At 69.6% G+C, this 15,404-nt stretch carries 8 protein-coding genes and 1 pseudogene; 3 read left to right on the top strand and 6 right to left on the bottom strand.

Going from position 1 to position 15,404, the window contains the following annotated elements:
• The 4 genes and pseudogenes from ON19_RS16955 to ON19_RS16940 all read right to left on the bottom strand — a co-directional run.
• Positions 1 to 1,143 (bottom strand): annotated as a pseudogene (locus tag ON19_RS16955) (endonuclease); the annotation flags it as partial.
• Positions 1,144 to 1,146: 3 nt separating this feature from the next.
• Positions 1,147 to 2,562: a TIGR02678 family protein gene (locus tag ON19_RS16950; RefSeq protein ID WP_043693111.1), complete on the bottom strand. Its 1,416-nt coding sequence runs from the start codon at positions 2,560 to 2,562 to the stop codon at positions 1,147 to 1,149.
• Positions 2,562 to 4,277: a TIGR02677 family protein gene (locus ON19_RS16945; RefSeq protein ID WP_043693108.1), complete on the bottom strand. Its 1,716-nt coding sequence runs from the start codon at positions 4,275 to 4,277 to the stop codon at positions 2,562 to 2,564. Before ON19_RS16945 ends, ON19_RS16950 begins: the two co-directional genes overlap by 1 nt.
• A gap of 107 nt (positions 4,278 to 4,384) precedes the next feature.
• Entirely contained in the window at positions 4,385 to 5,524 is a 1,140-nt protein-coding gene (locus ON19_RS16940) for a hypothetical protein (RefSeq protein ID WP_043693121.1), read from the bottom strand.
• Between the two features lie 331 nt (positions 5,525 to 5,855).
• Here ON19_RS16940 and ON19_RS40440 point away from each other — a divergent pair, with 331 nt between their 5' ends.
• Positions 5,856 to 6,161, top strand: coding sequence for a hypothetical protein (locus ON19_RS40440; protein ID WP_083899434.1), 306 nt, complete (start codon positions 5,856 to 5,858; stop codon positions 6,159 to 6,161).
• Here the strand turns inward: ON19_RS40440 and ON19_RS16930 are convergent.
• Positions 6,063 to 8,645 carry an AMP-binding protein gene (locus ON19_RS16930; protein WP_063709448.1) on the bottom strand — a complete coding sequence of 861 codons (2,583 nt, stop codon included), beginning with the start codon at positions 8,643 to 8,645 and terminating at the stop codon, positions 6,063 to 6,065. The two genes, ON19_RS40440 and ON19_RS16930, sit on opposite strands and share 99 nt — an antisense overlap.
• Positions 8,646 to 8,759: 114 nt before the next feature.
• Positions 8,760 to 9,644 (bottom strand): PAC2 family protein, encoded by an 885-nt coding sequence (locus ON19_RS16925; protein ID WP_043693102.1) that lies wholly within the window; start codon positions 9,642 to 9,644, stop codon positions 8,760 to 8,762.
• 160 nt (positions 9,645 to 9,804) lie between these two features.
• On the opposite strand from ON19_RS16925, the gene metH reads away from it, so the two are divergent.
• Together metH and ON19_RS16915 are read left to right on the top strand one after the other, a co-directional pair.
• Positions 9,805 to 13,401 carry a methionine synthase gene (gene metH / locus ON19_RS16920; protein ID WP_043693099.1) on the top strand — a complete coding sequence of 1,199 codons (3,597 nt, stop codon included), beginning with the start codon at positions 9,805 to 9,807 and terminating at the stop codon, positions 13,399 to 13,401.
• A gap of 578 nt (positions 13,402 to 13,979) precedes the next feature.
• Positions 13,980 to 15,404: serine/threonine-protein kinase (locus ON19_RS16915; protein WP_255218395.1), on the top strand; the 1,425-nt coding region annotated here is incomplete at its 3' end.

Raw genomic sequence — 15,404 nt, 5'->3', positions numbered from 1 at the left:
GGTGCGCACCGCGGTGCGCGCCCGCTCGGCCTCCTCGGTGCGCTGGTCCAGGGTCTGGCGCGCCTTGAGCGCCTTGTCGGCGTGCACGCCTGCCGAAGTCTCCAGGCGCCGCACCGCGTCGGCCAGGTCGTCGAGTTGCTGTTTGCCCTCGTAGGCGCTGGAACGCTGGAGATTCTCCCGATCGGCGAGGGCCTGCTCGTAGGCGCGGTCGGCGTCCTCGGCCCTGGCCTCGGCCGCGGCGCGCTCGGCCTCCCTGCGCTCGCGCAGAGCGGTGGCGGCGAACAACGCGGTACCGGCGTGGGTCACCGCGTCGAGTCGCGCACGCACCTGGTCGACGTCCGTCTTGGCCTGAACAGCAAGGTATTTGCGGTACACGTCGACGAAAGCCCTGGTCGCGGTGTCGGCATGCACCAAACCCTCCAGGGTGCGGCCGACCTCCTCCATATCGCTGAACGACCGCGCGGCGTCCAGGAGCAGCTGCTCGTCGAGCGGACGCAGGCCGTCGGTGAGCGCCTGGGACAGGCCGCGCGGGTCGAGGTTCTTGGCCAGCTGCGGGCGGCGCAGCGTGAGGATGAGGTTGATCAACTGGTCGTAGCGCTGCGCGCCGAGACCGAACATGCGCGCGTCGATGGCGTTGCGGTAGTCCACCGGCCGGTCGACGATCGAATCGGTGCCGATCTGCTCGGCGAGCTGTTTGCGGGTGAACGGCCGGTCGTCCGGACCGATCAGGGAGAAGTCGACACCGACCCGGCCGTCGGCGACGAAATACCAGCGGGTCACCTTGTCCGAGGACCGGGTGGCGCGCATGCCGATGCCGACGGTGACCGCCTCGGGGTCGTCCCAGCGCCCGCGGGCGAACTCCATCCAGACATAGGAGTAGGCCGAGTCCTGCTTGCGATAGAGCAGGTTCGACTTCATCGTGCGTTCCTCACCGGCGAACGGGTTGAGCCTGCGCGGCTCGATCCGTCCGTCCAGCACGAAGGGGAACAGCACCTCGAGCGCTTTGGTCTTGCCCGAGCCGTTCGGGCCGCGCAGGACCAATCTGCCGTCGGCGAAACAGAACTCCTGGTCGCGGTAGTCCCACAGGTTGACGATCCCCGCGCGGGTCGGGGTGAACCGCACTCCGCCGTGAATGAGCGACATGCCTCAGTTCCCTTCGGTCCCGGTGCCGTAGGTGTCGGCCGCGGTGACGAACAATTCCGCGGCCCGCTTGGTGCGTACCGTGACGACCGCGCCACGGTAGCGAGCCAGTGCGGGCAGCACGAGCAGTCCGTCCTCGACCACCCGCACCAGCCGCAGCCGCTCCAGCAGTGCCACCACCTCGGTGGTCAGGCGCGCGACGTCGGCCTGCCACTGCGCGGCGAAAGTGGCGCCGTAGCGATCGGCCAGCGCCTGCACCGTTTCACGCAGCCATGCCCGGTCGACCAGCGGGTAGCCGGACGGAGCGGGTCGGTGCGCCGATTCCTGGGTCTCGTCCGGTGGATCGAGCTCGTCCGCGGACGAATCCAGCGCACGCAGCTCGGCCAGCGGCGCGAACACGGTGGACTCGGGGATGGCCTCGTCGAGCTGGTCGGCGAGGGCCTCGCCCGAGTCCGGGCCTGCGGGGCGCCGCGGCAGCGGGTGATCGATATCCAGCACGCGGTCGGCGATCTCGCCCGCCAGCAGCAAAGCGACCTGCGCGAGGGTACCGGTCCCGGGGAACCGGACGTCCGACAACCGCCCCGAGGTGTCGATCAGCGCTACTCCCTCGGCGCGGCGCTCGGCGCGCAGCCCCGTGAACAGCTCGACATCCGCGACCACCCGGTCCTGGGCCAGCACGGGGCGCTGTTCGGGTGCGAGATCCTCGGCGTACACCACCGGCTGTTCGACCAGTGCCCTGCGCACCCGGCGCGCCATCTCGGCGGTGTTCGTCGCGTGCGCGGAAACCCCGGTGACCGTGGGCTCTTCGGCGAGCAGCCCGCGGACCGTGTGCAGATGCTGCAGTGCCCGCGGCGGCCGGAACAGCGCGAAGACCACCGGCCGGTCGATGTCGTAGAGCGCTTCACCGGCCTCCGGATCGCTGGCCCAGCCGCCGGCGTCGCCGTCGGCCAAGGTGAGCGCGCCGCGCACGGTCAGCCAGCCCACCGCGTCGACGAACGCGTCGCGGTCGGCGGCCCGGTCGGTGGCGAGCTCGAGGCCGTCCACCCGGCCCGCGTAGGCGGCGACCTGATCGGCCAGCTCGGACAGCGTGATCTGGTCCCCGGCGCGCCCCAGCGCGGCGAGTGCCAGCGCGAGATAGGCGTAGCGGCGGCGGTCGAAGACGCGCTCGGCGGGCGTGCGCGCGGGCCTGCCCGCGTCGAGGCGGTCGGGCACCGGGAACACCCGCGCGGTGGTCTCGGTGACTTCGAGCCGGTAACCGAACAATTCGGCGAGGTCCTCGCGCAGTTCGGTGGCCCAGCGGCGGATCAGCGGCAGGGCGATCCGGTCCGGGTAGGTGCGGGTCACCAGATGATTGGCCAGGATGACGCGTGCGGCGCGCTGGTAGTTGTCCAGTGCGAGCGGGTCGATCGTGCGTGCGTGCATCAGCCGCGTTCCCCGTGTGGCTGCGGCCGTGTCCTGCTCGTCGTCTCGATCTTCAGCGACCGGTTGTTCAGGCGCAGCAGACCGCGCGTGGTGCGCACGACGGTCGGGCCCTCGTGCTCGGACACCGTCAGGGTGACGCCGCTGTCGGTGCCTGTGGTGCCCGCCACCCGGCCGCGCACCGGAACCCACGCGGTCGACGCGGCGTCCAGCAGCCGCAGTAGCACTTCGGTTTCCCGGTCGTCCAGGACCCGTTCGTGCAGGTCGCCCGAAGCCAGCGACCTGGCGGCCTCGGCGCGCGCCCGCTGCGCGTCCAATTGCGCCTCCCGCAGGCGGCGGATGCCCGCGTCGTTGCGGTGGATGCGCGCGGGCGCTCCCGCCGAGGGCGGGCGGCCGGTCTCGGCGAGCGTACGGGAGATCTCCAACGGCGGTGCGTCCCACCAAGATCGAATCGCCGGAATCACGTCGGCGTCCGGGTGCTCCATCGCCAGATGCCGTGGCTTGCCCAGCCCGAACACCACGTCGAACAGCGCGTGGGCGCTGTCGACCGTCGGCGCCGCGGTGAACCAGCCGGCCAGATGCCGCAGCGCCGATTCGCGGCTGACTCCGCCGCGCCGCGTCTCGGTGACCCGCCGCAGCAGCGAGAGCACCGCGGCGATGGCGCTCATGGTGGCCTCACGCAGCCGCTCCGCTTCCGTCGTCTGCGCCGACTCCGCGCTGCCTGCCACGACGAACCAGGTCCGCAGTCCGTCCCACCTGGCCTGCCAATCCGACCGGCGTTCCGCGATGCTCAGCAGCACCCGTTCGTCGCTGCGCGCCGCCCTGGCGATCAGGTCCTCGGCTCCGGTCTCCTCGATCTCGGCGATCGCGGCCGCCAGCCGCGGCGTGAACCGGGCCAGATCGAGGCTGAACTCCCGCATGTGCGCCAGCAGCGCGTCCTTGTGCGCGAGAAACGATTCGGGGGTGATCTCGGTGGTGCGGACCAGGTCGCCGAGTCCCAGATAGAAGTGCGCGGCACGGGCGGCCAGGTCGGACAGCGCGGTGTCGAGGCGGCGCAGGGTGCGGTAGACGCGTTCGGCGTCGCCGGCCCGGTTGGCCTCGGCCAGGGTGTGCAGATCGGCCAGCAGTTCCGGCAATACCAGACGGGACAACGAGGCATCGTCGAGGCGGGCGTTCAGCACACCGGCGACCGCCCGGTATGCCTGAAATCCCGCCTGGGAGAACTGGTACACGTAGTGCCGGTTACGATATTCGGCCAGCGTGGCGGCGCGGGTTCCGTCGTAACTGCGCTCCAGCACACCCCACTGGTGGAGCTGGTCGAGCAACGGACCGATCTCGGTGGCGGTCAGCCGTGGCGCCGTGGCACCGGTGATCGTGTCCGGAGAGCGGTCCGGCGCATCGGTTTCCGAGTGCCTTCTGTCGCCTTCGTGCGGATTCGGAGAGGGCGTGCGCGATTCGGTGGTGTGCGCTACGCCCCCCTGGGTCGCGACCGGTTGGTTTGTGCCGAGCAGATCGGGCGTACGCAGTGTGGCTCCGTTGCGTTCGATCCACTCCGCGACGTCGTCCGCGTGCAGCAACACCACGTACGCCGCCCGTGCGCTGTCGAACGCGCGCAGCACCCAGAGGTAGTCGGCGCGCCGCTCGGCGGTGGCGAAGGAGAACAGCCGCAGCCGGTCGTCCCAGCGGGTATCGGCACAGCCGTCGTCGGAGTCGGTCACCGGGAACAGGGTAGTAGCGGGCCGGTCGCCGCCTGCACGGCGTTCCGGTGTTCGGCGTGATCGCGTCCGGTTCGTCACCGTTCGCCGTAGCCGCGGCGCGGATCGGCTCACTCGACGGACAACGAACGCAACTGCTCCAGGTACGCGCGGGTGCGCGGGTCGCCGGGGTAGAGCTCGATGATCTCCCGCGCGACTTCGCCCGCGATCCACATCAGCGACGGCAGTGAGCGCCTGCTGCCCGCGAACGCGCGCTTGCCCTCGGCCAACGCCAGTTCCAGATCGCGATCGCGCACCGCGACGACGGCCAGCGTCAGGTGCGCCTCGGAGACGCGCATCGGGTTGCGCAGCGTGCCGTCCGGACGGGTCGCGTTGCGGATCACCTCGCGCGCGTAGGTTTCGGCGAGCCGATCCTCGCCCGCGACCCGGCAGCAGTCCATCGCGTAGAAGTCGAACTTGTTCGCGTCGATGACGAAATGGTTGTCCAAATTCGCGGGGTGTTCGAGTCGCTCCAAGATAGCTCGCCCGTCATCGAGCGCGGCTTCCACCTCGCGCGGGTTGCCCAGCCTGGCCCAGGCTTTGGCACGCTGGGCGGCGAGCTGGACGCCGACGCGAAGGTTCTGGCTTACTTCCAGCGTCGGCTGCACGGCCTCGATGACGCCGCGGTAGTTGCCCTGGGTTAGCGCGAACCAGGCGGTCATTTCCGCTGCCCACGCGGCGATCTCGGTGTTCTCCGCCTCCTGGCCGAGGGATTGGGCGGCCCGGCGGGTCGCCTCGGCGGCGGTGCGCCGGCCCAGGTCGTAGTCGACGCAGCCGACCAGGAGGGCGACCCATCCGGCGAGAACGAGGATTTCGCGGTGCTGCGCCAGAGTCAGGCGACCGTCCAGCAACGAGGTGATCCTGCGCAGCCACGCGGTGCCCTCGGTGTGTAGGTCGTGCGGGTCGGCGTAGGAGTATTCGCAGCACAGGCGCTCCGCGGTGATCCGGATCGCCTCCAGCGTCACCGAGGACACATCGGACATGCGCAGTCTGCCGACGAACTCGAGCGTGTCCATGCCCGTCGCCGAGAGCAATTCGTCGTCCCGGTTCGGTCTCACCTTGGGAAAGAACGCCGCGGTCACCGTGTCGAAGGTGGCGGCGATGATGGGCGCGTAGAAGTCGTCGGGGCGTGATTCGCCCGATTCCCAACGGCGCCAGTTGCGTAGAAGAGTACTGTCGGTCGGCAGGTTGTGCGAAGACTTCCCACGCATCACGCGAACAGCGTCGGCTTGCGACCACCCCCTCGCGTCACGCTCGGAACGCATTCGAAGAGCCCAGACGGGTCGATCGTCGGTAGCGGCCACGTCTGTAGTATCGCACCAGTTAACGTTCGGTGGCCCCAAGAGGGCAGGCAGATGTCCGTGTGTTGACAGCTACTTTCGCCGCACCGCGTTGTGCATGATCGAACTGGCGCCAAAAGTTAGCCAGCCCCTCCTGCAAGAGCAACTGCAAGTACATCTGCTCTTGCACGAAGCGCAATTACCCCGTAAAACGGGTGGATCCACATAAGAGAACAGCGATCCCAATCCAACGGAGGTTCGGGTGGAAGCGTTGATCTATGGATACTTGCGTGACGATCTGGCCGATGGCCACAGCAAGGAGCTCGAGGCCGCGATGAGCAGCCTCGCCCAGGAGGAAGGGCTGTGCTTCGCCGCAACGTTCCATGAATCGACCGGCGGTGACGGGACGGCCTTCGCCGAGCTCACGGCGGAACTCAAGCGCGCGGACGCGCATCACGTGGTGGTCCCGTCACTCGATCACTTTGCCGGTCAGACGATTCCGCGCGACATCCTGATCGCGAAGCTGGCTCAGGAGGCGGCGGCGCGCGTGTGGACCGTGGAGAGCTGAGCGCCGCGACCGAATTGCCCGGTACCGCAGTGTTCCCCGATTACGCAAACCGGTCGCCGTCGCCGTCGCGACCACACCCGCTGCCAGGGAAGCGAGCAGCCCCGCGAGCCGGTGCTGTTCGAACAGCGGGTACACCTGCCAGTGCAGCAGATAGGCGAACAGCGAGCTGTCGGCCAGCACTGCCGCGCAGGCGGCGACCACGGCGGGAACCCGGACCGCGGCGAACCACACAAGGACCAGCAAGCCCGCCATGACCAACCGTTCCCGGTCGGGAACGCCGAAATACCCGGGCACCGTGACGAGTACGACGGCGCTGACCGTCAACCGCTGCCACAACGACGTCGCCTTCGCCGCCGCCCAGCCGAGCGCGAAGAGCCACACCGCCAGCGGGGAGAACGGAATATCCTTCGCCGAATACAGACCGAACGCCTGGTATCGGAAGACGAGGCTCAGCGCGACCAGCGCCAATGCGAACCAGAACGGCCCGGCGCGTTGCCACCGGTCCACCGAGGGGATCCGGATCAGCAGCGCGGCGGCCAGCATGAAGTACACGAGCACTTCGATGAACCACAGGTGCCCGGCGGTGGCGCTGTCGTGCGGGCCGAGAATCTTGTTCAGCAACAGGACATTCTGCCAGCTGTAGTAGTCGGTGAACGTCAGTGTCAGAGCGACCCATAGCGCCGTCGGCGCCGCGATGTATGTCACGGCGCGCAGCGTGTGGCGCAAACGTTCGGCAGGTGGCGCCGCGGTCACCGCGAAGCGCGCGAAATTGAAACCCGCTACGCCGAGCGGGACGTGCGCCGCGCCCCACAGCTGGAACACCCCGGCGTGCGAGCCCACGATCAGCACGATGCCGATGGCGCGCAGCAGTGTGCCGGTGTCGAGCGTCCGTCCGAAACGCCGGTGCTCCGCCGGTATCCGTTCGAGATCCGCCACCGGCGTGGTCGGCCAGTCGGTGGGGAGGCGGCCGAGTACCCGCTCCAGCCGTGCCGCGGTGGTCACGTAGGTGAGCGAATTGCCGCCGAGATCGACGAACGTGCTGTCAGGGCGGATTTGCGCGGGGTCGATGCCCAGAGCCCCGGCGTAGAGGGCGCGGATGTCCCGCGTCTGCGGGGCGGATCCGGCCAGACGGCGGATGGCCGGATAGTCGGGTTTGCCGTTGGTTAGCCGAGGCATCCGCTCGACCGGGTGGACGCGCACGGCGGCGGCGGGCAGACCGGACAGGCGCGCGGCGATCCCGGTGGGATCGGACGGAGGGCTCTCCACCGCGACGACCAGATGTGCGTCGTCGTCGGCGCAGCACGCGGTGAAACCGGCTTTCGCCAGGCCGGATTCGAGACGCTCCAGATCGATGCGCAGGCCGAAGATCTTGGCGAACCGGCTGCGCCTGCCGACCACCTGATAGAGGCCCTCCGGTGTGCGCCGGGCCAGATCGCCGGTACGCAGGGCCTCGACCGTGGCGCCGAGCGCGAGATCCGCGGCGCAGGTGGCGTACCCCATCATCACGTTGGGTCCGCGATAGACCAGTTCGCGCGGCCCGTCCTCGTCATCGACCGGTTCGAGGGTGAATTCGCCGCCGGGAATCGGGATTCCGATGCAGTCCGGATGCGCGCTGGCCAGATGGGCGGGCAGATACGCCATCCTGGCGGTCGCCTCGGTCTGGCCGTACATGACGACGAAGTCCCAGCCGGCTTCCCGGCCGAGTTCGGCGTACTCGCGCACGCGGTCCGGAGCGAGCTTTCCACCGGCCTGGGTGATGTAGCGCAGGTGGGGCAGCGTCATGCGGGCGAAACCGATGCGGTCGAGCAGCTCGATGGTGTAGGGAACGGCGGCGAAAGACGTTGCGCGACATTCCCGGAACGCCCGCCAGAATTCCGTGTCCAATACCGACCGGTCGGTGAGCATGAGGCCCGCTCCGCGCAGCAGGTGGCTGTGCACCACCGACAGTCCGTAGCAGTAGAACATGGGCAAGGTGGTGGCCGCGCAGTCCTCCGGGCCGATGGCCAGGTACTCGGCGATGGCCGCGGCGTTGGCGCGCAGGTTCGTAGCCGAGAGCCGGACCAGCTTCGGCGACCCGGTGGATCCCGACGTGCTCAGCAGCAGGGCGAGATCCGGATGCAGGCGATGCGCCGAGTTCTCCCGGATCACGCGGGCGCGGCCTGCGACGACGATGACATCCGGATCGTAGGTCTCCCGCAACTCCGCAGTGATCTCCTCGACCGGCAACACCACGCACCCGGCGCTGAGCGCGCCGAGATACGCGACGAGTGAAGCCAGGTCGTTGCGGGCGGCGAGCGCGACGAGGCGACGGGCCGGGCCCAGCTCGGCCGCGTAGTCCTCGACCAGCGCGGCAAGCCGAGCGTAAGTCAGCGGTCGGTCGGGTGCGGGCACGGCGACGCCGTCCGCCCGGACACGGTCGGGGCAATGGACGGCGATCCGGTCGTCGAAGCTGCGCAGACACTCGACGATCGGATGGACGGTCACCGGCGAAAGTGTAGGAGGCGGTCTTTTCCCGGCCCGGAGGTGGCCCCCTGGCGAACTTCCGGTGAACCCGGCGGCGCCGGGCCCTCGGCATCGAAGGCGTCGCCGTGCAACAGATCAGAGACCGAAGCTGCCCGGACCTCGTCTGCGCAGGTATTTCTCGAATTCGGCCGCGATGGCGTCGCCATCGATCTTGGCCATCGCCTCGTTCACGTCCGCCGCGGCGTCGCCGCGCTCCTCCAGCGAGCGCACGTACTCGCTGATCTCCTCGTCACCCACGGTCATCTCGTTGACCGCGGTCTCCCAGTCCTCGGCCTGCTTGGGCAGCTCACCCAGGGGCACCTCGATGTCGAGCACGTCCTCGACCCGGTGCAGCAGCGCGATGGTCGCCTTCGGGTTCGGCGGCTGGGAGACATAGTGCGGAACGGCGGCCCAGAACGACACCGCCGGGACGCCCGCCTTCACGCACTGGTCCTGCAGCACACCGGTGATCCCGGTGGGGCCCTCGTAGCGGGTCTGTTCCAGGTTGAACCGCTCGGCCGCCTCCTTGCTGTAGGCCGAGCCGGTCACCGGCACCGGTCTGGTGTGCGGAGTGTCGGCGAGCAACGCGCCCAGGATGACCACGGTCTGGACCCCGAGTTGCTCGATGAACTCGAGCAGGTCGCCGCAGAAGCTGCGCCAGCGCATATTCGGTTCGATACCGCGCAACAGCACCACGTCGCGGTCGCTGCCGGGCGGCGAGCAGACCGACAACATCGTCGACGGCCACTGGATTTCCCTGGTCACACCGTCCACCTGGCGCACGGTCGGCCGGTTGACCTGATAGTCGTAGTAGTCCTCGGAATCGAGTTCGGCCAACGGTTCGGCGTCCCAGATCAGTTCCAGATGCTCGACGGCGCCGCTGGCCGCGTCACCGGCGTCGTTCCACCCCTCGAAGGCGGCGACCAGTACCGGATCCCGCAACGTCGGCAGTTCCGGATCGGGAGTTTCACTGGCGTTCACCCGGTCAGCCTACGGCGTACGGCGATATGGCGTGTCGTATGGCGGCCGGACGGGATGGCGTGTTTCCGCCGACGCGGTGGTCGCGCCGGGGTGTGGTCCAGGACACCGAGCCGCTACGTGGTGGGCCGGAACGTCGGCCCCGCCCACTACGCTGGAACGCATGTCTGCGTCCGTCCCCGCCGAGTTCGACACCACGCTACTCGACACGCTCCGCCGCCGTGTCGTCATCGGCGACGGTGCGATGGGCACCATGCTGCAAGCAGCCGAGCTGACCCTCGACGATTTCCGCGGGTTGGAGGGCTGCAATGAGATCCTCAACGACACCCGCCCCGACGTCCTGCGCGACATCCACCGGGCCTATTTCGAGGCGGGCGCCGACGCGGTCGAGACCAACACCTTCGGCTGCAACCTGCCCAACCTCGCCGACTACGACATCGCCGACCGGATTCGCGATCTCTCCGAACGCGGCACCCGGCTGGCCCGCGAGGTCGCCGACGAGATGGGCCCGTCCTCCGACGGTACGCCTCGGTACGTGCTCGGTTCGATGGGGCCGGGCACGAAGCTGCCCACGCTGGGGCACGCCGGGTACGCCGCGCTGCGCGACGCCTACACCGAGGCCGCGCTCGGCATGCTCGACGGCGGCGCCGACGCCGTTCTCATCGAGACCTGCCAGGACCTGTTGCAGGTGAAGGCGGCGGTGACCGGCAGCAGGCGCGCGATGGCGAAGCTGGGCCGGCGGATCCCGATCATCACGCACGTCACGGTGGAGACCACCGGCACGATGCTGGTCGGCAGCGAGATCGGCGCGGCGCTCACCGCGCTGGAGCCGCTCGGCATCGACATGATCGGCCTGAACTGCGCGACCGGTCCGGACGAGATGAGCGAGCATCTGCGGCACCTGTCCCGGCACGCGCGGGTGCCGGTCTCGGTGATGCCGAACGCGGGGCTGCCGGTGCTCGGCGCCGACGGGGCGGTGTACCCGCTCAGCCCCGAGGAGCTGGCGGTCGCGCTGCGCGGGTTCGTCAGCGAGTTCGGGCTGGCCCTGGTCGGCGGCTGCTGCGGGACCACGCCCGAGCACATCCGGCAGGTCACCGCCGCGGTGCGCGAGGTGGAGCCCACCCTGCCGCCGATCGCCGAGCGGCGCGCGCCGGTGCACGAGCCGAGCGTGTCCAGCATGTACACCGCGGTGCCGTTCGAGCAGGACGCCTCGGTCCTGATGATCGGCGAGCGCACGAACGCCAACGGTTCCAAGGCCTTCCGCGACGCCATGCTGGCCGAGGACTGGCAGAAATGCCTGGACATCGCGAAGGACCAGATTCGCGACGGCGCGCACATGCTGGACCTGTGCGTCGACTACGTGGGCCGCGACGGCACCCGCGATATGACGGAGCTGGCCGGCCGGCTGGCCACCGCCTCGACGCTGCCGATCATGCTCGACTCCACCGAGGCCCCGGTGCTGCAGGCCGGGCTGGAGCACCTCGGCGGGCGTTGCGCGGTGAACTCGGTGAACTACGAGGACGGCGACGGTCCCGATTCGCGTTTCCAGCAGACCATGCGGCTGGTCGCCGAGCACGGCGCCGCGGTGGTCGCGCTGACCATCGACGAGGAGGGCCAGGCCCGCACCGCGGCGAAGAAGGTGGAGATCGCCGAGCGGCTGATCGCCGACATCACCGGCAACTGGGGGCTGTCGGAGAGCGACATCATCATCGACACGCTCACCTTCACCCTGGGCACCGGCCAAGAGGAGTCGCGCCGCGACGGCGCGGAGACCATCGAGGCCATTCGCGAGCTCAAGCGCCGCCACCCGCGGGTGCAGACCACCTTGGGTCTGTCCAACATCTCCTTCGGTCTCAACCCCGCGGCCCGGCAGGTGCTCAATTCGGTCTTCATGCACGAATGCGTGGAGGCCGGTCTGGACTCCGCGATCGTGCACGCCTCCAAGATCCTCCCGATCAGCCGGATTCCGGACGAGCAGCGCGAGGCCGCGCTGGATCTGGTGTACGACCGCCGCGCCGAGGGCTACGACCCGCTGCAGAAGCTGATGGCGCTGTTCGAAGGGGTGTCCACCTCGTCGTCGAAGGCGTCGCGGGCGGAGGAACTGGCCGCGCTGCCGCTGTTCGAGCGGCTGGAGCGGCGGATCGTCGACGGTGAACGCGCGGAGATGGAGGCCGACCTGGACGCGGCCATGGCCGAGGTGCCGCCGCTGCGGATCATCAACGAGACCCTGCTGGCGGGGATGAAGACGGTCGGTGAGCTGTTCGGATCCGGCCAGATGCAGCTGCCGTTCGTGTTGCAGTCCGCCGAGGTGATGAAGGCCGCCGTCGCGTACCTCGAGCCGCACATGGAGGCCACCGACGACAGTGGCAAGGGCCGCATCGTGCTGGCCACGGTCAAGGGCGACGTGCACGACATCGGCAAGAACCTGGTGGACATCATCCTGTCCAACAACGGCTACGAGGTGGTCAACCTCGGCATCAAGCAGCCGATCTCGACCATCCTCGACGCGGCGGTGGACAAGAAAGCGGACGTCATCGGCATGTCCGGTCTGCTGGTGAAGTCGACCGTGGTGATGAAGGAGAACCTCCAGGAACTCAACGCCAAGGGCGTGGCCGAGCAGTTCCCCGTGCTGCTCGGCGGCGCGGCCCTCACCCGCTCGTACGTGGAGAACGACCTCACCACCGTCTACGAAGGCGACGTGCACTACGCGCGTGACGCGTTCGAGGGGCTGCGGTTGATGGACGACATCATGACCCGCAAGCGCGGCGGCGGGCTCGATCCGGACAGCCCGGAGGCCATCGCCGAGCGGGAGCGGGCCGCCGAGCGCAAAGCGCGCCACGAGCGCTCCAAGCGGATCGCCGCGGAGCGCCGGGCGGCCGAGGTGCCCGTCGTGGTGCCCGAACGCTCGGACGTCGCGGCCGACCTGCCGGTGCCGGTGCCGCCGTTCTGGGGCACACGGCTGGTGAAAGGTCTCGCCCTGCACGAATACTCGGGACTACTGGACGAGCGGGCGCTGTTCCTCGGTCAGTGGGGCCTGCGCGGGCAGCGGGGCGGCGAGGGCCCGAGCTTCGAGGAACTGGTGGAGACCGAGGGCAGGCCGCGCCTGCGCGCGTGGCTGGACCGGCTGAGCACCGAAGGCGTGCTGCAGCACGCCGCGGTCGTGTACGGCTACTTCCCTGCGGTGTCCGAAGGCGACGAGGTCGTAGTGCTCAGCGAGCCGGATGCCGATGCGCCGGAACGGTATCGGTTCACCTTCCCGCGCCAGCAGCGCGACCGCTTCCTGTGCATCGCCGACTTCATCCGGTCGCGGGACCACGCCAAGGCGACAGGTCAGGTCGACGTCTTGCCGTTCCAGCTGGTCACGATGGGGCAACCGATCGCCGACTTCGCCAACGAGCTGTTCGCGGGCGACAGCTACCGCGACTACCTCGAGGTGCACGGCATCGGCGTCCAGCTCACCGAGGCGCTCGCGGAGTACTGGCATCGCCGCATCCGGGAGGAACTCGTCCTGGACGGCCGCGCGGTCGCCGACTCGGACCCGGCCGACGTACTGGAGTACTTCAAGCTCGGCTATCGCGGCGCGCGCTACTCCTTCGGCTACGGCGCCTGCCCCGACCTGGAGGACCGCGCCAAGCTGGTCGATCTGCTCGAGGCCGATCGCATCGGTGTCGTGCTGTCCGAAGAGTTGCAGCTGCATCCGGAACAGTCCACCGACGCGTTCGTCCTGCTGCATCCGGAGGCCAAGTACTTCAACGCGTAAGCGTTCGCCGCTGCGGTGCGGCGCCGATGACCGGAGGGCCTCGGTGCCGCGCTGTCAGCGCGAACGCGGCTGCCCGGCCGTCGGCCCGGGATTACTTCTCGGGCCGTTTCGGCGCGTCTGCTTCGGCACGGGTCGGTGTGCCTGATTTTTGACGCTCCCACTCGACAGACCGCTTGGTCTGTCGAGGTGTCCGGAGTGGTTCGCCACGTGCGTGGTGTGGTGTCGCGGCCGAGTGGCGCCCGGCGAGTCATAGTGAAATGCTCTCGTCCCAAGGGCCTTTGCTACCTGCCCCGATGTCCCGTCTCGCGGGAATCGGAGCGACCTTCGGCGCGTCACCGTGCCCGGGCGCGCGGTGTTTACCTGGGCGATCGCCCATTCCACTGCCGGGAGGTGGATGTCTGTCGGGTGGATGTGCCATTGTCGAAGGCGTTGTAACTGCATCCGGGGCAGTCGGCGGATGCGTTCGCTTCCCTGCTCAGCGGTGCAAAGCAGCTCGGCGCGTACGCTTTCGGAGTCTTTCCGGGCTTGCGCGTGGAATGCGAAACGGCTAGGCGCGCACGTAGGAGAGGCACACCACCATGACGGCGGATCGATTGATCGCGGGACGGTACCGGCTCACGGATCCGATCGGCACCGGCGCCATGGGTGTGGTCTGGCGGGCCACCGATGTCCGGTTGCAGCGCACCGTGGCGGTCAAACAGGTGCTGCTCGGTCCCGGGCTGTCCGGCTCGGCGGCGCTGGAAGCCAAACGACGGGCCATGCGGGAGGGCCGGATCGCGGCGCGGCTGCACCATCCGAACGCCATCACCGTGTTCGACGTGGCCGAGGAGGACGGCCAGCCCTGGTTGGTCATGGAGTACATGGATGCGCCGAGCCTGGCGACCAAACTGTCGGGCACCCGCACGCTGCCCCCGATCGAGGTCGCCGAGATCGGTGCGCAGGCGGCCGGCGCCCTGGCCGCCGCGCACGACGCGGGGATCATGCACCGGGACGTGAAACCGGCGAACCTGCTGGTCGCCGACGACGGCACCGTCAAGATCACCGATTTCGGTATCTCCCGCGCGGTCGGCGACGTGACGGTCACGGCCACCGGCTTCCTCGCCGGGACGCCGGCCTATCTGTCGCCCGAGGTGGCGCGCGGCGAGGATCCGGAACCGGCTTCCGACGTCTTCGCCCTCGGTTCGACGCTGTACGCGGCGGTGCAGGGCGCCCCGCCGTTCGGCGAAGGTGACAACCCGCTCGCCCTGCTGCACGCGGTCGCGGGAGCCGAAATCCCGCCACCCGAGTCCGCGGGGCCGCTGGGGCCGGTGCTGATGTACCTGCTCGCACCGGCCGTCGCGGACCGCCCGACCATGCGGGAGGCGAAAGCGGCGCTTGAAGCCGTTGCTGCGGGCCGGAATCCGGAGCTGCCCGCGTCGGTTACCACAGTGATTCCCGCGCCCGTCCCGGCCGCCGCGGCGACGACCGTCCTCCCGAACCGAGCCACTGCCGTATCGCCGGAGCAGACAGGCGACAACGACGTCACCGCGGTCGTGCCCTTCGCTGCGTCGGGTCCATCCGCGCCGCAATCGGTTACGCCACCGCCGGTACCGGGGCGGGCTGGGGCGGCGGCGACGTTGCCGGGCGTTCTGAATGCCCGGCGGCGCGGCCGACTGGTCGCCGTGGAAGTCGCCGCGGTGGTCGTGGTGCTGATCCTGGTCGGCATCATCGCGACGCTGGCGACAGTAGACGGAGAGGGTGGCGCCGCGCCGACGTCGTCGGTCGTGCCTCCGGCCGCGGTGGCGCCCGAGGGCGCGCCACCGGCCGACGCGTCCGGATCGGAGCCGCGCCGAGCCCCGGCCCAGGCGCCCGCGCAAGCCCCGGCGCAGGCGCCCGCCTCGGCCGGGCCCGTGCCTACTTCTGGACCGGTGCCGGGGCCCGCCACCACCTCCGGGGCTGCCGTGCCGCCCCCGCCCGCCCCGGAAGCCACCCCTCCGGCGCAGACGACGGTCCCCGCACCGAGC

The sequence above is a fragment of the Nocardia abscessus NBRC 100374 genome (assembly GCF_000308455.1).
Classification (GTDB): Bacteria; Actinomycetota; Actinomycetes; order Mycobacteriales; family Mycobacteriaceae; genus Nocardia; species Nocardia abscessus.
This window is presented reverse-complemented; position numbering and strand designations above follow the sequence as displayed.